Source organism: Brevundimonas sp. CEF1, from assembly GCF_051353055.1.
Classification (GTDB): Bacteria; Pseudomonadota; Alphaproteobacteria; order Caulobacterales; family Caulobacteraceae; genus Brevundimonas.
Genome location: NZ_CP195593.1, coordinates 1725382 through 1743335, shown reverse-complemented (window position 1 = coordinate 1743335; position 17954 = coordinate 1725382). Strand labels below are relative to the sequence as shown.

Here is a 17954-nt window from a genome sequence, read left to right as displayed (position 1 = left end):
GCCCTGCGGCCGCCTAACCCGCCTCGCCCCCGGCGACCTCAGCCAACCCGCCATCGCCTCTCACGGAAAAACGTTTCAGCTGTTTAATTTCAAAGGGTTTGGCGAAGATGGTGGAGACCTGCATCAAGCTCGCCTCGGCCTGGTCAGCTGACAGGGTCAGCAGAATAAAGCCCTTGGCCGATTGGTCGCAGAAGACGACCTCGTCATTGGCCTGCATCAGGGCCTCGCCCAAGGGGAAACCGCCGATGGCGTCGCCGATCGAGGGGCTGGAGACTGAACTGGTTCCGAACTCGACCGCACGGCGGGCGCCGCCGGCGTCCTTCAGTTCATTGACCCAGAAGGCGTGGCTGTCGCCCGCCAAAACGATGGGTTGCACGCCCGCCTCGGCGAAGGCGGCGTAGAGCCGCTCGCGCCCCGCCGGATAGCCGTCCCAGGCGTCCAGATTGAACGGCAGGCCCATCTTGAACAGGAAAAGGGCCTGCTCGAACTGCTCGCGGAAGGCCTCAGGCACCTGGGCCATCAGACCCTCGATCTGTTCCGGCGTCATGGTGCGCGACACGTCGGGCCCGGCCACGCGCGCGGTCACGACCTGATTGCCCAGCACCTGCCAGGGACGGCCCGCCGCCTTGGACGCCGCCAGTTCGCGCGTCAGCCAGGCGCGCTGTTCATCTCCCATCAGATCGCGCGACGGATCGTTCAGCTTGGCGCGGAAGGCGTCGAGGTCCAGCACTGGCTCGCCGTCCGGGCCTTCCTTGGCGGTCAGGTCCTTGCTGTAGTCCAGCGGCTCGGTGCGCCCCGTCAGCCGCGTCTCGACCATCATCAGGCTGGCCAGGTCGCCGAAGTGGAAGCTGCGGTGGATGGCCTGCTTCAGCGCGCCGGGCGCCGCCTCGCGGATCGGCATCCACTCGTAATAGGCCTTCAGCGCCGCCGCCTTGCGAACGGCGAAGTCGCCTTCGGTTTCGGGCTGGTGGTTCTCGGCGCCATGCAACCAAGCGTCGTTGGCGGTCTCATGGTCATCCCAGACGCAGATGAAGGGCGCGCGGGCGTGGGCGGCCTGCAGGTCGGCGTCGGTCTTGTATTGGGCGTGACGGGTCCGATAGTCGGCCAGGGTCACGATCTCATGACGCGGCTCGGGCAGACGGTTCAGCGCCGCGCCAGTGGCCATGCCATAGGCGTCGGCCTCGGCCCCATATTCGTAGATGTAGTCGCCCAGGTGAACCACGGCGTCCAGCGACGGCAGGGCGGCTATGGCCTCATAGGCGTTGAACAGGCCGCCTGGATAAAGCTGGCACGACACGACCGCCAGATTGACCGGCGTCACCCCTTCGCTCGCCAGGGTGCGGGTGCGGCCTACCGGCGAGCGGGTCTCGCCGACCGCGAAGTCGTAACGATAGTCGTGACCGGGACGCAGGCCCGCCGCGTCGATCTTGACCGTATAGTCGCGCTCCGCCCCCGTTTCGAACCGGCCCGAGGCGACGACGTGATCGCCCTCGCCTTCCAGCACACGCCAGGCCACCGAGACCGGACCGTTGAAGCCCTCTCGCGGCGTGACCCGCGTCCACAGGATCACCCGCTCGGCCCCCGGATCGCCCGAGGCGACGCCGTGCACGAAGGCGACCGAGGCCGTCTCCGCCATCGCCGGCGTCGCGCCGACGGCGGCGCCGGCCCCGAACAGGCCCAGAAGGCCGCGACGGTTCATGGTCATGCGCCTGGCCCTCAGTAGCGAACGGTGAAGGCCACGCCGTAGCTGGCGGGGCGTCCGGCGATGAAGGTCGGCAGGCCGAGCGCATCGCCCGTATTGCCGGCGTCCTTGATGTATTCCTCGTCCAGCAGGTTCTCGCCAAAGGCCTCGACGCCCCAGTTTCCGGACGCCGGGGCGTAGCGGACCCGCAGGTTCAGCAAGCCATAGCTGTCCTGATATTCGTCCTGGATCAGGTCGGCGACGAAGTTCTGGGTCTGCAAGGCCGGGATGTCGTTGTTGTCGTCGAAGAAGACCTTGGACTGCCAAGTATAGGTCGGCTGAACCTCGACCACGCCGCCCGCGACGGGCAGACGCCAGACGGCGCCGATCGAGGCCATGTTGTCCGGCGACAGACGGAAACGGTTCCCGTCATAGAGGCCCGCCTCGAACCGCGAGTGGTTGTAGCCGTAAGTGCCGAACAGGTCGAAGTTCTCGGCGGCGGCCCAGAAGACCTGCCCCTCGAAGCCATAGGCGCTGGCTTCGCCGGCATTGGTGGTGATGAAGCGGGTGCCTTCCTGAACCGTGGTCTGGAAGTTGTCATAGGCGTAGTGGAAGATCGCGCCGTCCAGACGCAGGCGACCGCCCATCAGCGCCGCCTTGGCCCCGACCTCGAAGCTGTCGACCGTCTCTGCCTCGATGACCTTGAAGGTCGGGGCGCCGAGCGGGGCAGACGGGCCGCTGACGCTCAGCACCTCGGGGCGACGGCCCCGCGCGTAGTTGGCGTAGAGGCTGGCGTCATCCGACAGGGCGTAACGAGCAGTCAAACGCCAGGTGAAGCCGTCGTCCTCATGATCTCCATAGACGAAATCGCCGTTGTTGGCGGTCGGCTGCGCCGTCAGACCGAACAGCGGCAGGACCGAGGCCGGCAGGTTGACGGCGTTGGGATTGGCCAGACCGCCCAGCAGGGCCGGAACCTGACCAGCCGGGACCGCGCCCTGAAGCACCGCCAGCAGACCGCCGGCGATGGAACGGCCGTTTGCGACCGAGCTGGCGTAGCCCGTGGTCTTGTCGTCGCGGGTGTAACGAACCCCGCCCGCGAACTCGAGCCGGTCCGTGGCCTTGAAGGTCAGGTCGGCGAACAGGTCATAAGAGGTCAGTTCGGCGCTGTTGATCGGGATCTCGATATGCGCCGACTTCAGATTGCCCGCGATCGGCGCGGCCAGGGCCCCTGCCCCCATCGGCGCCAAGGTCGCCTGCAGGAACTGCGTCGCCACGGTCGGATAGGCCGAGATCGGCAGGGTGTTGTGGCCCACCGTCGTCGGCGAACCGTCCAGCAGTCCGGCTAGCTGGGCCAGGGCGATGCGCTCGTCGAACTGGGTCGGGGTGCGCTGATAACCCTCTTCGCGGAACCAGCCGGCGCCGGCAAAGCCCGACAGGCGCCCGCCGTTGTCCCAGTTCAGGCGGAACTCCTGGCTCCATTGTTCGCCGTAAGCTTCCTCCGCCGCCGTCAGCAGCGGCAGCGACAGACCATCGGCGTCGAAGGTCTCGTAAGAATCGAACTGGCGATAGGCCGTGGTCGAGTTCAGCGACAGCGACGGCGTCAGCGTCCACTTCACCAGACCCGTCACGCCCCAGACCTCGCGGTCCAGACCCAGGCTCTTGCCGCCGTCGAAGGCGGCGCCCGGCGTCAGGGCCGCGCCCTCCCACGGCGCACGACCGCCCAGAACCGCGCCCGTCGTCGGGTCGGCCGGATCATAGGCGATGGACTTGAACGAGGTGCCGGTCGCGGAGTCAGTCTGATAGTTGGCGATCAGGTCGGCGCGCAGATTGTCCGTCGGCGTCCAGGCGCCCGACAGGCGGAAAGCCTTGGTCTGGATGCCGTTGTAGTCCTCGCCGCCCAACAGGTTCTCGACCGAGCCGTCGCGGGTCTTCATCCGCGTGGCCAGACGCAGGGCCAGATCATCCCCCACCGGCGCGTTCACGAAACCCTCGACCGAGCGATAGCCGTAGTCGCCGATCTCGGCGCGCATCTCGGCGTCGAACTGCCCCGGACGGGCGCGGTTCTGCACCAGATTGACCGCCCCGATTAGGGCGCCTCGACCATAGAGGGTCGACTGCGGTCCCTTGGCGATCTCGACCCGCTCCAGATCGAACAGCTCGACATAGGAGCCGCGCGACTTGGAAATCGACACCCCGTCCTGGAACACAGACACGCGCGGCTCGGCCGTGGCCGCGCCCGAGTCCGAGGTGATGCCCCGCATGACGAAGCCCGGATTGTTCGGCGACTGGTTCTGCACCAGGAAGCCCGGCACGAAGGCCGACAGCTGTTCGAACTCCTGCACGCCCAGGTTCTCGAGGAACTGGCCGCTATAGGCCGTCAGGGCGAACGGCACCTCGATCGGGTCCTGCGCCCGCAGCTGGGCGGTGACGATGATGTCGTCCACCGTCGAGACGTGATCCTCGGCCGCGCTCTGGGCCTGGGCCGCGCCGCCCGCCATCAGGCTCAGCACCGCCGCGCCCGCCAACAGGCCAGCCTTGTTCGCCACGGATTTCATCATCGCATCCCCCTTGAAACTCATGGGGGTGGCGTAGTGGGCGTCAGTGTCGGACCCGCGACGCCCACGCAAATCCACAGTGAAGCTGACGCATCAGTTGGGCGACAAGTTCTCCGAAAACGGTCATTTCAGCACCCTGCTTGACGCCGCTCTTACGCCCGCCGAGCGTCTTCGAGTTGATCGTAGATCGCGGTCAACCAGGCCATCGTCGCTGCATGGATCGCCGGCGTCGCCTCAGCACGCTTCGTGACGCTGTCAGGGGTGAAGTCGCCGCCGCGCTTGGCGTCGGTCTTTAACTCACGCGCCAGGGCAGTTTGGAAGTCGGGATCGTTCGGATCGAGGCCGAAATGGCGCGCGATGGGGTTTATCGCGTTGGGCAAGTCGCTGTAGTTGATCAACAATGATCGGCCCGGCGTGTGCATGGCCAGGCCGGCGGCGAAAATGGCCCCCAACACCTTCGCGCAATAGTCCTCGGGCGAAACCGCGGATGGATCAGCCCCGCCGATCAAGGCCGGCGGCAGGACGCCGGGAACCGTGTGCATTCCACGCTGTCTCAGCTGGCTCACCATGACTTCGATCGGGTTGCGATACAGGAACACCCAGGGCGTGTCGGGAAAGGCCGCGCGCAGCAGCGGCGCCTGCAAAGCGTGCCAGGCGTCCAGCTTGATAAATAGCCGATTCTGGCCCGGTGTTCGCGGCTGGCCCAATGCACTGGCCATGGCGCGCAATGTATCTATCTGAAGTGCTTCGGTCATGCGGCGCGCGCGGTGATTGGCGCGAACAATGGCGTCAAATGGCGGCGGTTCGGACAGCACCAGCGTATCGGGGGCCTGAGCCAGAAGCCTGGACAGCAGGGTCGAACCACAGCGCGACACGTGGAAGATAAAACCCGTCGGTGCAATGCCGGGCAAGGACGCCGCGCGCGCTCTCAGCCGTTCCAGCGACGTGACCGGGGCAAAGGCGGCGTTGATGGGCCGCCGCATCCAGACGTTGAAGGTGTCTTGCAGAAAGGACTCGGAGAATTGTTCGTCCTCGCCATGCAGCCACGTCACCTGCGCCTCTGCCTCCTCGCCCCAGAACAGGCGCGCCGGCAACCAATGGGCTGGGTGGCGATCCATCAACTCCATGGCTGGTTCCAGCGATTGCGGCCGTCGATCAGCGCCGTCTCGACCTCGGCCTCAGCAAATGGAAGGTCGCTTTCCACGCCCAGCCGAACCGTCTCCTCGATAAAGAGTCGGCGGTCGCGAATGGCGGCCAGCTCGACGTGAAGCGCAGCATCGCTCAGCATTCTCTCGCGAAAGGTGGCGAAGTTCCTCGCGCTCGTTTCAGGCGAGGTGGCGTTCAGAATTTCAGCGACCCTCTGAACCTCCGGATCGACCTGATCGAACGGCGCCCAGGTGCGCAGCTGCGCATTCGCCGCCACGTCGATCACCAGATGGATGCGATCTGTCGGGCCGGCATTGTGCACCCGATGCGGCTGTCCAAGGTCCAGATACCAGATCTCACCGGGACGCATATCGACCGGTCGATTGCGCACGCGAAACGCCACGGACGGATTGGTGATGATCGGCACGTGCAGCCGCGCTTCGCCTTCTCGCGCGCCCAGGCCGTAGTCGCGATGCTCCTTGATCTCGGCCCCCGCGCCGAGGCGCAGCAGACGTACGGATCGCACATCGAGACCCAACTGCTCCAACAAGGCGCGGGCGCCGTGGCACTGGTCCATGGCCGGGGCATCCTGCCAAACACCGTCTCCGCCCCCGGTGTAGAGACTGTCGCCGTGTCCTGGAGGGGCGCGCAGAACCAGTCCGCTCCAGTCGCCGTCGTAGTAGTCACGGTTAAAGTGCGGGGTCCAGCCGGCGTCGCCCAGACGGATCAGATCCGCGCGCAACGCCTCCACATCGACCGCGAGCGGCAGACGAAAACGATCAATCACCGGATGCCTAGACGAAGCGGGCGTCGAGCAGCACCGCTCGCGCGATATCGTTCGTCACGGCGTCCTGAAACTTGCCCAACTGCAACCGTCCTTCCAGAGATACGGTCCGCCCTGCCGGTCGATCTCGGCCATCTCGCAGGAAGACTCGGACCTGATCATCGGCGCTGACGCCCTGGATGGTGAAGTAGTGCACGGCGGACAATGACGACGAAGCCATGACGCCGCGCAGCGTCACGCGCCGCCCGTTGTTCGCCTCCAGCACCGTGCGCGTCAGAGCTTGCGCGCCGTTCGCCAGCGACACGCCCGCCACGGCGACAAGCACCCCTGCCCCCAACAGGCCTCGGCGGTTCATATGTGTCCGATCCAGGGAGGTGACGCGGTTCATCGGCTGGTCCGTCGACGGTTCAGGGTGGTTACAGCACCGGCGCCCAGCAAGGCCGCCAGCAGGATCATCGCCCATTCCGAAAGGGTGGGAATAACCAAGGGAGGTCGATTGACGACCCGCACGGTATAGGTCTGGGCGCCCGAATAGGGGGTAGGGCTCGAGTCGCGGACCTCGACAGTGAAGGTGTAGTCACCGTCGAGAGTGGGCGTGCCGCTCAACAATCCGGTCGGGCTCAGCGACATGCCCGGCGGCAGAGCGCCACCGGTAAAGATGTAGCTATAGGGGGCCAGGCCTCCGCTCGCGCTCGGCAATTGCTGGCTATAGGACTGATGGAGGATGGCGTCCGACAGGCTTGCTCCAGGCAGGACGATGATCGGCGCGGCGACGACGATCGTGAAGGTGTCGCTCCCGGTGTAGGGACCGCCGACGTTGCCCGCCGTCGAATCCGTTGCCGTGACGCTGAAGGTGAAGCTGCCCGTCGTGGTCGGCGTGCCGCTGAACGCGCCGTCGGCGGCCAGGGTGATCCCCGGCGGCGTGCTCCCGTTGCTCACGGCATAGGTGTAGGGGCCCTGCCCTCCGCTGGCCGAGACGTTGCCAGAATAGGAGGCGTAGAGGCTGGCTCCGCCCAGGAAGCCGCTGACGTTCAGCGTGGGAGGGGCGACGGTCAGGGTATAGGCATGGGTCGTCTCATAGGGTCCCGTTCCGGTAGAGGAGTCCGTGGCCTTGATCGTGACGTTGAAGGTCCCCGAGGCTGCAGGCGCGCCGCTGATGATGCCAACGCTGGACAGGGTGACCCCGGTCGGCAAATCACCCGATGCTATCGTGTAAACATAAGGCGACGTGCCGCCGGTCGCCGCAAGACTGGCGCTATAGACGGCCCCGACCGAGGTCGAAGGCAGCGGCGTCGTGTCCAGAACGACGGTCGGCGCGCCGACCGTCAGACTATAGGCCCTGGTCCCAGAATATGGCGTGGCTCCCGTGGAGGAATCCGTGGCGGTCGCGGTGAAGTTGAAGCTGCCGCCCGCTGTCGGCGTTCCGCTCAAGGCGCCGCCACTCGTCAGGGTGAGGCCTGCCGGCAGGCTGCCGGCGGTGACCGCAAAGCTGTAGCCGGACACGCCGCCAGAGGCCGTGAGGCTCGCGCTATAGGCCGAAGCGACCCTGGCGTTCCCAAGGCTTGCCGGGCCGACCGTGATGGTCGGCGCGCCGATCGTCAGCCTGTAGTCCTTGGTTGCCGTAAACGGCGCCGAACCGCCCGTCGTCGCGTCCGTCATCGTTACGGTGATGTCAAAGTCGCCGCCCTCAGTCGGCGTTCCGGTCAGAGCCCCGGCAGCCGACAGGCCAAGGCCGTCCGGCAGGGCCCCGGTCGTCACGGCGAAGGTGCGTGGCGCGACGCCGCCGGTTCCGGCGATGGTCTGAGAATAGGCGGCGCCGACCGTGCCTCCGGCAAGGGTGGCCGTCGTGATCTCAAGCGTCGGGGCATCCACCATCAGGCTCAGGGCCTGGCTGTCGGTGGCGTTGCTGCTGTCGGTGACGGTGACGGTGAAGTTGAAGGGGCCCACGACCGTCGGCGCGCCGGCAAAGACCCCGTCCGTGCCCAGGGTCACGCCGCCCGGCAGCGCCCCTGCGGTCACAGCGAAGGTTCGCGGCGTCACGCCGCCGCTGGCGAGGATCTGCGCATTGTATGCGACGCCCGCCGCCGCATCCGCCAGTGTCGTCGTGGTGATGTTCAATGGGGCCGGCAGGTTGACGCTGATGGTCGTCGGCTGTGTGGTCAGACATGCCTGCGACTGTTCCGGCCCAGGGCACATGAACAGAGAAATAGTATCGTTCGCGACCCCGCCGTTCTTCAACGACACCAGGGTGATGGTGAAAATGTCGCTGCTCAGATCGCCGTTGAAGCTATAGACGGCGTTAGCGGTTTCGAAGGTCTCATCGGCGGGCGCTCCGAAATCATCGACCCCGAGGCCGAAGAAGCTGTAGGCGTCGCCTGTCGCCTCGGTGAAGAAGCCGCCCCAACTGCTGAAGTCATTGATGAGTTCGTCGCAGGCTTGCGCATTCAGGGTTTGAGTCGTGTCGACGGCGGAAAAGCTGATTGATCCCGCGTTGCAGGTCTGGGCGCTGGCGGACCCGCCGCCGGCTATCGAGCCGATCAGCAGGACGAAAAGGCCGACAAGAGTCAGCGCTGCTCGACGCATCGAGCCGCGCGCTACGCTCGATACGAAGCGCCCGTTGAATCCGTCCAAAACCATTCCCCCGTGCCGCCTGACGGCTGGACATCCCGGCGAGTAAAAAACGCAGGTCGTCAAAACAATTGAAGCGTAACGGTGAATGATGATTTTCGCCAGTGGTGATGACGGCGGTCCGCGCTTGCGTATATACACCCATAAGGAGAAGCGCAGCCGTAAGCGCTTCGGACTGAGCGAGGGGGGCCTCATGGCGGAATATTTCTTGGGTCAGATCATGATGACCGGGTTTGGCTTTCCACCCAGAAACTTCGCTTACTGCAATGGGCAGCTCATGAGCATCCAGCAGAACCAAGCCCTTTTTGCCCTCCTGGGTGTTGCCTACGGCGGAAACGGCTCCCAGAACTTTGGCCTTCCCAATCTTCAGGGGCGGGCGCCGGTCGGCGCCGGCAACTCTGTGGACCCTGCCTGGAGCCCGAGCCCGTATCCGCGCGGGCTGCTCGCGGGGGCAGAGAACGTGACCATTGGAATCAATGAAATGCCGAGACATAACCATATGGCTCAGGCGACGACGCAGGCCGGCGCCGGGCGCAGCCCTATGGGAGGGGTGGCGGCGCGCTCATCGAACGGCGCGCCCGCCTATGCGGCTCCGGGTGCGGCAGTTGCTCTTGCCAATATCGGCCAGACGGGCGGCGGCATCCCTCACAACAACATGCAGCCGTTCAGCGTGATCAGTTTCAGCATCGCCTTGAACGGCGTCTTCCCTTCGCGAAACTAGACCGACACAGAGCAAGCCATGTCTACTCCCTTCCTCGGCGAGATCCGGATGTTCGGATTTGCGCGCATTCCCACAGGCTGGCTGCCTTGCAACGGCAGCCTGATGTCGATTGCGAACAACGACGCCCTGTACACCCTCCTGGGCACGGCTTACGGCGGCGACGGCGTAAATACCTTTGGGCTTCCCGATCTGAGGGGGCAGACCCCGGTTCATCAGGGGACGGGCCCTGGACTTACGCCCCGGCCACTGGGCCTGCGGGCCGGGAACGAGGCGGTCACCCTTATCTCGTCCAACCTGCCCCCGCACACCCACACCTTCGTGGCCACCTCAGCCGCCGCGACCGCCGACACGCCAAGCCAGGACGTTATGCATGCCGCACAGGCCTCCGACACGGCCTACATGGAGGCTTCGGCCAATATTGCACTCAGCTCCGCCTCGGTAGCCAACAGCGGTAACGGGTTTGCACACAACAATCTCATGCCGACTCTGGCGGTGAGCTACTGCATCGCCTCGTTTGGAATTTACCCTTCTAGAAATTGATGGCGCAATGACAAATCCCTACGTCGGTGAAATTCAGATCTTCGGATTCGACTATGCGCCGCATACTTGGGCGTTCTGTAATGGTGCTACCTTGCCTATTCAGCAGAACACCGCGCTCTTCTCCCTGATTGGAATCCAATACGGTGGGAACGGCACGTCGAACTATCAGTTGCCGAACCTGGTGAACCGGGTCGCTGTCAGCCAAGGCCAGGGACCAGGCCTGACGCCCTATGCGATTGGCGAGACCGTTGGCGCAAGCAGCGTCACCCTATCGATCACGGAAATGCCGCAGCACAGCCACACGCTGCAGGCTGCGAACGGGCCTGACAATCGCCTGGGCGCGCCGGTGACCGGCAGCGCCCTGTCGTCGCCCGTCCAGTCGCGCACCTTCCGGTCGGGCGTCGCCCCCAACGCAGCCCTGCATCCCCTCGCCATCGGCATAGCAGGCAATGGGGCGGCCCACGAGAACCGGCAACCTGTCCTGGCGCTGAACTACTGCATCGCCTTGCAGGGAGATTTCCCCTCGTTCAACTAGATGGGCGTTGTGTTTCAAGCCAGCATGAGAGCGGTCGCGGAAGGCGACGACACCTTCCTGCGCGTCCTTTACGCCGACACGCGGACCGACGAGATGAGCTTGACCGGCTGGCCGCAGGACCAGTGCGCCCGCTTCCTGTCGAGCCAGTTTGAACTTCAGAAGCGCCACTACGATCAGCACTTCGGCCCAGATGGACACAGCATCGTCGAACTGCGTCGTCAGCCCGTGGGGCGTCTCTGGCTGCATGACGACGATGAAAGGCGGCTGATCGTCGACATCTCGCTGATGGCGAAGGCGCGCGGACAAGGGCTGGGGTCCAGTCTGATCCGCAAGGCCATGGCCCAGGCGCGCCGAAACGGCCGTCCCTGCGTCCGCCTGCATGTTCTATCGAACAATCCCGGCGCGATGCGACTCTACCAACGCCTCGGCTTCACCATGATCGGCGCCGAAGGCGCTCATCTACGGATGGAGTGGCGTCCGACTAGTTGAAGACGGCCTCATAGATCACACCGGCCGCGTCCCGTCCCACGGGCGTCAGAAACACGTCCAGCGCCCCGATGGTTGCGTTGTTGAGCCGATAGATGCGCTGCGGCAGGGCGATCTGCGACGGGCTACGAAACAGCAAGGAAAAGGGCTGGCGCACCATGCCCGGGAAATTCTGGATGGGCAGAGGCCGGACTTCGATCAAGGTCAGGGTCTGCGTCGTTTCGCCCAACGAAAGATCGAAGGTCTCATTGGCGCGCCCGCCAAAATGCTCGGTCTGTAGAAACTGCACTCAGGCGTCCTTGGGCTATTCGACGCCAACATAACGGCGTCATGATCGTAGTCACGTCAAACCGACCTCTTGCCGAAACTATCCCGGGAGAAACACCTGCCGGGTGCAAGCCAGCGTCGACGTCACAGGCCTGACAGCCTACGCGCGCCCAGCAGCGGCCCATCTGGCGCATCGAGCCAGGTCCCGTCCAGATTGAAGGTCGTGCGCAACACCGCCGGCGACAGCGCCTCGACCGGCGCCCCGTCGGCGACCACGCGGCCAGCATCCAGAACCACCACCCTATCCGCGATCCGCGCCGCCAGCGTCAGATCGTGCAGGCTGACCAGCACCCCTCCGCCCGCGTCGGCTCGCGCCCGCAGACGCTCCAGCACCAGAAGCTGGGCATCCGGGTCCAGTCCGGCGATCGGCTCGTCCGCCAGCAGCAGGGGCGCCTGAACCACCAGGGCCCGCGCCAGCAGCACTCGCGCCCGCTCGCCGCCCGACATCTCGGCCACGCCGCGCTCCGCCAGATGCGCCGCCCCGACCTCGTCCAGCGCCGCCTTCGCCCGGTCTAGCGCCGCAGCCCCTGACAGGAAGGGCGCCCCCAGGGCCGCCACCTCAATGGCCGGCAGGTTCCAGGCGATTTGCCGTTCCTGCGGCAGATAGGCCGCTCGCGCCCCGCGCTCGCGCTCCGACAGCCGTCGCACGTCCTCGCCGCCCAGCCTGGCCGCGCCGCTGTGCAAAGACGTCAGGCCCAGGGCCGCGCGAACGGCGCTAGACTTGCCCGCCCCATTGGGCCCGCACAGGGCGACCAGTTCGCCGGCCGCGACCGAAAAACTGACTCCGTCCAGCACGGTCGCCGCGCCCATGCGCGCCACCACGCCGTCCAGTTCCAACAGAGCGCTCACAGCCGCCACTCCCGCGCCGCGCGCCAGGCGATCAGCGCGAACAGGGGTGCCCCGACCAGGGCCGTGAACACGCCCAGCTTCAACTCCTGATCCGTCGGCATCAGCCGCGCCGCCAGATCGGCCAGCACCAGCATCAGCCCGCCCGCCAGGGCCGAGGGCAGCAGCAATCGCCCTGGATCGCCGCGCACCGCCGCTCGCACCAGATGCGGCGCGGCCAGGCCGACAAAGCCGATCACCCCCGCCACCGCCACCGCCGCCCCCGCCGCGACCGCCGAGGCGATCAGGGCCAGAACTCGCATCCGCCCCATCGACAGGCCCGACGCCCGCGCCGCCTCCTCGCCCAGAGTCAGCATCCGCAGGCCCGGCGACGCCCCCGCCGCAAAGACAGCCGCCACCGCCAGCGCCGGGGCCACCCAGGCCACGTCGATCCAGCTGCGGTTCTGTACCGAACCCAGCAGCCAGTTCATCACCTCGGCCGAGGCGATCGGCGACGGCGACAGGTTGAAGATCAGGGCCGTCAGCGCCCCGGCGAAACTCGACAACGCCACCCCGAACAGGATCAACGCCTCGGGCGCCCGCACCCTGGCCGCTATGGCGACCAGCACCAGTCCGGCCAGCGCCGCCCCAACCAGAGCCGCGCCCTCGACCAGACCGGGAATGGCCGCAGCGCCCAGCACGATCGCCCCCGCCGCGCCCAGGGCGGCCGTGGCCGAAACGCCCAGCACGCCGGGATCGGCCAGCGGGTTCCTCAGCAGGCCCTGCAGCACCGCCCCCGCCAGCCCCAGCGCCGCCCCGACCATCAGGGCGCAGACCGCGCGCGGCGCGCGCACCTGCCACAGCACCTCGCCCGGTCCCGAGGCGGGATCGACCAGGGCCTGCCCATACTGGGCCGCCGACAGCGCCGTCTCGCCCAGCAACACCGCCCCGACCAGGGCCAGCAGGATGGCCGCCGCCAGACCGAGGTTCAGGCTCAGATGTCTGTTCATCGTGCGGCCACCGCCAGCAGGGCCGCCGCGTCCGCCGCGAACCAGGCGGGGCAACTCAGCGTCGAGGCCGGCAGGTCCGTCACTGTCCGTCCCTTGGCGGCGCGCGTCACGACCGGATGCCGCCCCGGCCCGCGCCAGTCCGACCGCCATTGCTGAAAGAAGCCTCGCACGAACAGGGCCGGCGGGCTCAGAGCGATCTTCTCGATGCCCAGGGGCTGATAGCCCGGCCCCGTCACGCCGTTGCGAAACCCCGCCGCCTTCAGAATGGAATCGATCAGCGAACCCGACCCGGTCGTATAGCCGCCGGGCGTGACATAGACGGCTTCGCGTCCGCGCCCACCGCCCGCCGCCTGAGCCAGCCGCCTATCCATATGGGCGATCAGGGCCGCGCCGCGCGCCTCCTGCCCCAGCCCCAGCGATACCGACCTCAGGTTCTCTCGCACCCCGGCCATGTCGGTGGCGTCGTCGATGTTCAGCACCCGCGTCCCGCGCTTCTCCAGCGCCGCCAGCAGGCGCGGCTCCCCGCCCCAGTAGCGGACCACGACGTCGGGCTGAAAGCCTATAGCCGCCTCCAGCGTCGGCCGGACCCGCGTCCGCCCGCGCGCCGCCTGACGCATCCAGGAATCGGGATCGTCCGCCCGCGACGACAGGGCCAGATCGGCCTCGGGCGCCAGCGCCAGGACATACTGATCGGCGCACTGGTCCAGCGACAGCACCCGCAACGGCCGCGCCTCAGCCGCAACTGGCGTCAGCAGAAGGAGGACGGCCAGCGCCCCGCAACGCCTGTTCACGGCCTCAGCAGCCCCGCGAACAGGGCGTCCAGCGTAACCCGGGTCAGTTCATCCCGATCCGCCCATTCGAAATAGGGCTTGGTGATCCGCAAGGAGACGATGCCATGACCGCAGGCCCAGATGGCCTGGGCCAGAGTCGTCGGATCGCCCCTCATACGACCGGCGGCGACGGCCTGCTCAACCACGTCCACGAAAGAGCGGAACAGCTCGAAACCTGTCTCCTGAGCCACGGTCTGGGCCCCTTCGCGCGCCTCGACCGGGCGCGTCAGATAGGTCAGGCGATAGGCGTTGGGGTTCTCGAAACCGAACAGGATATAGGCCTCGATCATCCGCCTCAGCCGCGCCTCAGGTGGCTCGTCCTCGATCAGAATCTTCTGGTGCGAGGCGATCAGGGCCTCAAAGGCGCCGCGGCAGATCTCATGCAGCATCTCGCTCTTGTCAGCGAAGTGCATGTAGAGCGCGGTCGACGACAAGCCGACCTCGTCCGCGATCTTGCGGATCGTCGCCCCTTCATAGCCATGCTCGACGAAGATGCGTTCCGCGGCGGCCAATATCTCTGCGCGCCGAACATGGCCTTCGCCCTTGGGCTTGCGGGCCGAGCGCGGCGTGGGGGTCGAGTCGCCGGACAATCCAGAACTCCATGACGGGAAGGCGTCCTGCATAGCCTCAACCTCCCCGAATCGCCAACCACTTGCCATTGGCAGAACCAAGGTATTAGTTACGGCAATCTTAATAAGAATTAACCTTTAGCGTGTCATGGGGGCCTGAAATGCATGGACAACGCCCCGGGAGCCTGGGCGCCGAAAGCACGGAAGACGCCGCCAGGATCACCGCAACGCCGGGCCAGATCATACTGTTCATTCTGCTGTTCGGCGGAGCTTCTGGCGCCTCCCTGCTCTCACCGGCCGTCGGCGGTGCGATCCTTTTTCTGCTGCAGTTGGGGTTCCTCGCCGTTATCGGTTGGCGATTTCTGACCCTCATCGTCAGCCAGCGCCCCTTCACGCCGTCCGGGGTCGAACCCATGGTCTTGCCCCGATATTCCATCGTCGTGGCGCTCTACGACGAGGCGGCGATCCTGCCCCACCTGATCGAACGGTTGGCGAACCTCGACTACCCGACGGCGCTTCTGGACGGCTATCTGGTGCTGGAAGCCCACGATCAGGCGACTATCGACGCCGCAAGCGCCCTGACCCTGCCGGACTGGCTTCAGGTATTGATCGCGCCGCCCGGCGCCCCCACGACCAAACCCCGCGCTCTGAACCATGCTCTCTCTGTGGCGCGGGGCGAACTGCTGACCGTCTATGACGCCGAGGACGATCCAGACCCCCTGCAACTGAGGGAGGCCGCCGCCCGGTTCGCCGCCGAGGACAGCGCGCTCGTCTGTCTCCAGGCCCCGCTCCGCATCCGCCGGCGACACAAGCAGCGACGCGCCTCGCCCTTCCTCGATCGGCAATTCTCGGCCGAGTATGCGGCCCTTTTCGAGGTCACCCTGCCCGCGATGGCCCAGATGGGCCTGCCCTTCCCTCTGGGCGGCACCAGCAATCATTTCCGCGTTGCGGCTCTGCGGGCGCTAGGCGGCTGGGACGCCTGGAACGTGACCGAGGACGCCGACCTGGGCTTTCGCATCTGGCGTCGTGGCTGGCGCCTGGGCATGCTTACCCGCCCCACCTACGAAACCCCGCCAGGCCATCTGGTTCACTGGCTGCCGCAGCGCACCCGTTGGCTCAAGGGCTATATGCAGACCCTGTGCGTCCACACCCGATCCGGTTCGGGCATGGGATGGCGAGGCTGGCTCGCTCTGGCCCTGACGCTCGGCGCGGCCGTGGCCTCGGCGGCCCTACACGCCCTATCTGTCGCCTGGATAGGCATCTTCTTTCTGATGGCCCTGCTGGCTCGCCACCTGCCCCAGACGCCGTGGTTCGGACTGGGAATCCTGGTGGGCGGGGCCGCGGTGGCCCTCCTTGCGACCACACTGGGCGCCCGGCGCGCCAATACGCCCTTCGCCATCAGCGACATGGTCGCGGCTCCCTTCTACTGGTCGCTGCTCAGCCTGGCCTTCGCCCACGCCTTCGTTCGCCTGATCCTGGAACCCCATCGCTGGGACAAGACCGCCCATCGCCCCGATATCGCCTGCGAGGAAACAGCGCCGATCCTGGCGCCATTGATCGCCGACGCTGGACGAGCGGCCGCCTGAGCGCCTATCAGCGCCGGATGGCTCCGGTTCTCTCTCCTTCTCCCGAAACCCTCGTCACGCGAGGCTGGTCGGACTACGCCCTGCTGGACAGCGGCGACGGCCGCAAGCTGGAACGCTACGGTCGCTACACCGTGGTCCGGCCCGAGCCTCAGTGCTTCTGGAAGGCCCATGACGAGAGCGCCTTCGAACAGGCCAACGCCATGTTCGACCCGCAACAGGAGGAAGAGGATTCCGGCCGCTGGCGCTTCGACGCCCATGGCCCGATCGACGCCTTCCCGTTGAAATGGCGCGACGTGCGCTTCATGGGCCGGTTCACGCCGTTCCGCCACCTGGCCTTCTTCCCCGAACAGGCGGCCAACTGGGAATGGCTGGACGCCCGCATCCGCACCCTGCAGCAGCCGAAGATCCTCAACCTGTTCGGCTATACCGGCGTCGCCAGCCTGGCCGCCTCGGCGGCGGGCGCCCACGTCACCCACGTCGACGCCTCCAAGAAATCGGTCGCCTACGCCCGCGAGAACGCCGAGTTGTCGGGCCTGTCCGACCGTCCGATCCGCTGGCTGGTCGAGGACGCCCGCAAGTTCGTGGCGCGCGAAGTCCGTCGCGGCTCGAAGTACGATGGCATCATCCTAGACCCGCCCAAGTACGGGCGCGGCGCCAATGGCGAGGTCTGGCGCCTGTTCGAGGACATGCCGGACCTGCTGAAGGACTGCGCCGCCCTCCTCTCAGACGACGCCTCCTTCCTGCTGCTCAACGCCTATGCGGCGCGGATTTCCGGTCTGTCTCTGGCCCACATGATGGCCGAGGCGACCCATGATCGTGGCGGGAAGATCGACTGGGGCGAACTGGCCCTGTCCGAGGACGGCCCGAACGCCCGCTCCATCGGCCTAAGCTTCTTCGCGCGTTGGAGCGCCTGACATGGTCGAGCGCGTCATCACCTCACTGACCAACGACACCATCAAGTCGGTCCGCGCCCTGCACATGCGCAAGGAACGCGACCTGACCGGCCACTTCCTTGCCGAGGGTCTGAAATTCATCGGCGAGGCTCTGGGTCAGGGCCGCACCCCGGTCATGCTGCTGGTCGGCGACGAGGCTCGGCCTCACCCGCTGCTGGATCGCGCCAAGGCCGAGACGGTCAGGGCGGGCGGTCAGATCATCGTCGTCACCCACGCCATCCTCGAAAAGATCAGCCGTCGCGACAATCCGCAGACGGTGCTGGGCGTGTTCGAACAGGTCTACACCCCGCTAGAGGCCATCGAACCCGCCGCGAAGCCCTGCTGGGTGGCGCTGGAACAGGTGCGCGATCCCGGCAACCTCGGCACCATCATCCGCACGGCGGATTCCGCCGGCTGCGGCGGCGTCATCCTGATCGGCGACTGTGTCGATCCCTTCTCGGTCGAGGCCGTGCGCGCCACTATGGGCTCGGTCTTCGCCGTCACCATCAGCAAGGCGACGCGCGAGGAATTCCTGGCCTGGCGCGCCAAATGGCCGGGCAGCGTCATCGGCACCCGCTTGGACGCGAAGCATGGCTACCGCGATAGCCCCGTGCAGCATCCGGCCCTGATCCTGATGGGCAACGAGCAAGCCGGGCTGACCGACGAACTGGCCGCCGCCTGCGACCTGAACGTCAAGATTCCCATGCGAGGCCGAGCCGACAGCCTGAACCTGGCCGTCGCCACCGGCATCATGGTCTATGCCGTCACGGACGCGGCCTATGGCACAGACATCTAAGGC

The 17954-nt window shown here is 66.5% G+C and carries 18 protein-coding genes; 7 read left to right on the top strand and 11 right to left on the bottom strand.

The features are described from left to right. Nucleotides 1-13: 13 nt before the first annotated feature. The 6 genes from ACR9FL_RS09080 to ACR9FL_RS09055 all read right to left on the bottom strand — a co-directional run bounded on the left by ACR9FL_RS09080 (nt 14) and on the right by ACR9FL_RS09055 (nt 8749). Nucleotides 14-1705, bottom strand: coding sequence for an alkaline phosphatase D family protein (locus ACR9FL_RS09080; protein WP_436358059.1), 1692 nt, complete (start codon nt 1703-1705; stop codon nt 14-16). An 11-nt stretch (nt 1706-1716) separates the two neighbouring features. After that, the gene (locus tag ACR9FL_RS09075; RefSeq protein WP_436358058.1) at nt 1717-4239 is read right to left on the bottom strand and encodes a TonB-dependent receptor; all 2523 of its coding nucleotides are present in this window, start codon (nt 4237-4239) and stop codon (nt 1717-1719) included. Nucleotides 4240-4388: 149 nt separating this feature from the next. Further along, complete coding sequence (locus tag ACR9FL_RS09070; RefSeq protein ID WP_436358057.1) at nt 4389-5363, bottom strand: sulfotransferase; 975 nt, start codon at nt 5361-5363, stop codon at nt 4389-4391. After that, nucleotides 5354-6169: an aspartyl/asparaginyl beta-hydroxylase domain-containing protein gene (locus tag ACR9FL_RS09065; protein ID WP_436358056.1), complete on the bottom strand. Its 816-nt coding sequence runs from the start codon at nt 6167-6169 to the stop codon at nt 5354-5356. Before ACR9FL_RS09065 ends, ACR9FL_RS09070 begins: the two co-directional genes overlap by 10 nt. Before the next feature lie 7 nt (nt 6170-6176). Continuing rightward, nucleotides 6177-6554, bottom strand: coding sequence for a hypothetical protein (locus ACR9FL_RS09060; protein ID WP_296174785.1), 378 nt, complete (start codon nt 6552-6554; stop codon nt 6177-6179). Next, a complete protein-coding gene (locus ACR9FL_RS09055) occupies nt 6551-8749 on the bottom strand; it encodes an IPTL-CTERM sorting domain-containing protein (RefSeq protein WP_436358055.1) in 2199 nt (732 codons plus the stop codon). The genes ACR9FL_RS09060 and ACR9FL_RS09055 overlap by 4 nt, the downstream gene beginning before the upstream one ends. Before the next feature lie 133 nt (nt 8750-8882). Here ACR9FL_RS09055 and ACR9FL_RS09050 point away from each other — a divergent pair, with 133 nt between their 5' ends. The 4 genes from ACR9FL_RS09050 to ACR9FL_RS09035 are packed head-to-tail and all read left to right on the top strand — an operon-like array spanning nt 8883 to nt 11079. Beyond that, on the top strand, nt 8883-9515 hold the full coding sequence (locus tag ACR9FL_RS09050) for a phage tail protein (RefSeq protein WP_436358054.1): 633 nt from the start codon (nt 8883-8885) through the stop codon (nt 9513-9515). Between the two features lie 18 nt (nt 9516-9533). Next, the gene (locus ACR9FL_RS09045; RefSeq protein WP_436358053.1) at nt 9534-10055 is read left to right on the top strand and encodes a phage tail protein; all 522 of its coding nucleotides are present in this window, start codon (nt 9534-9536) and stop codon (nt 10053-10055) included. A gap of 7 nt (nt 10056-10062) precedes the next feature. After that, nucleotides 10063-10590 carry a phage tail protein gene (locus ACR9FL_RS09040; protein ID WP_296174774.1) on the top strand — a complete coding sequence of 176 codons (528 nt, stop codon included), beginning with the start codon at nt 10063-10065 and terminating at the stop codon, nt 10588-10590. Between the two features lie 24 nt (nt 10591-10614). After that, on the top strand, nt 10615-11079 hold the full coding sequence (locus ACR9FL_RS09035; protein ID WP_436358052.1) for a GNAT family N-acetyltransferase: 465 nt from the start codon (nt 10615-10617) through the stop codon (nt 11077-11079). Here ACR9FL_RS09035 and ACR9FL_RS09030 read toward each other — a convergent pair. From ACR9FL_RS09030 to ACR9FL_RS09010, 5 genes are all read right to left on the bottom strand, one after another. Further along, nucleotides 11072-11365 (bottom strand): DUF6916 family protein, encoded by a 294-nt coding sequence (locus tag ACR9FL_RS09030; RefSeq protein WP_296174771.1) that lies wholly within the window; start codon nt 11363-11365, stop codon nt 11072-11074. The two genes, ACR9FL_RS09035 and ACR9FL_RS09030, sit on opposite strands and share 8 nt — an antisense overlap. A 122-nt stretch (nt 11366-11487) precedes the next feature. After that, complete coding sequence (locus tag ACR9FL_RS09025; RefSeq protein ID WP_436358051.1) at nt 11488-12252, bottom strand: ABC transporter ATP-binding protein; 765 nt, start codon at nt 12250-12252, stop codon at nt 11488-11490. Continuing rightward, a complete protein-coding gene (locus ACR9FL_RS09020; protein ID WP_436358050.1) occupies nt 12249-13238 on the bottom strand; it encodes a FecCD family ABC transporter permease in 990 nt (329 codons plus the stop codon). The genes ACR9FL_RS09025 and ACR9FL_RS09020 overlap by 4 nt, the downstream gene beginning before the upstream one ends. Then, complete coding sequence (locus tag ACR9FL_RS09015) at nt 13235-14029, bottom strand: ABC transporter substrate-binding protein (protein ID WP_436358049.1); 795 nt, start codon at nt 14027-14029, stop codon at nt 13235-13237. The genes ACR9FL_RS09020 and ACR9FL_RS09015 overlap by 4 nt, the downstream gene beginning before the upstream one ends. Continuing rightward, a complete protein-coding gene (locus ACR9FL_RS09010; protein WP_297932793.1) occupies nt 14026-14691 on the bottom strand; it encodes a TetR/AcrR family transcriptional regulator in 666 nt (221 codons plus the stop codon). Before ACR9FL_RS09010 ends, ACR9FL_RS09015 begins: the two co-directional genes overlap by 4 nt. Before the next feature lie 107 nt (nt 14692-14798). Here ACR9FL_RS09010 and ACR9FL_RS09005 point away from each other — a divergent pair, with 107 nt between their 5' ends. The 3 genes from ACR9FL_RS09005 to ACR9FL_RS08995 are packed head-to-tail and all read left to right on the top strand — an operon-like array spanning nt 14799 to nt 17951. Then, nucleotides 14799-16223, top strand: a complete 1425-nt coding sequence (locus ACR9FL_RS09005) for a glycosyltransferase (RefSeq protein ID WP_436358048.1) — start codon at nt 14799-14801, stop codon at nt 16221-16223. 17 nt (nt 16224-16240) lie between these two features. Beyond that, complete coding sequence (locus tag ACR9FL_RS09000; RefSeq protein ID WP_436358047.1) at nt 16241-17137, top strand: class I SAM-dependent methyltransferase; 897 nt, start codon at nt 16241-16243, stop codon at nt 17135-17137. Between the two features lies 1 nt (nt 17138). Further along, nucleotides 17139-17951, top strand: coding sequence for a TrmH family RNA methyltransferase (locus tag ACR9FL_RS08995; RefSeq protein WP_436358046.1), 813 nt, complete (start codon nt 17139-17141; stop codon nt 17949-17951). The last annotated feature ends 3 nt before the right edge of the window (nt 17952-17954 follow it).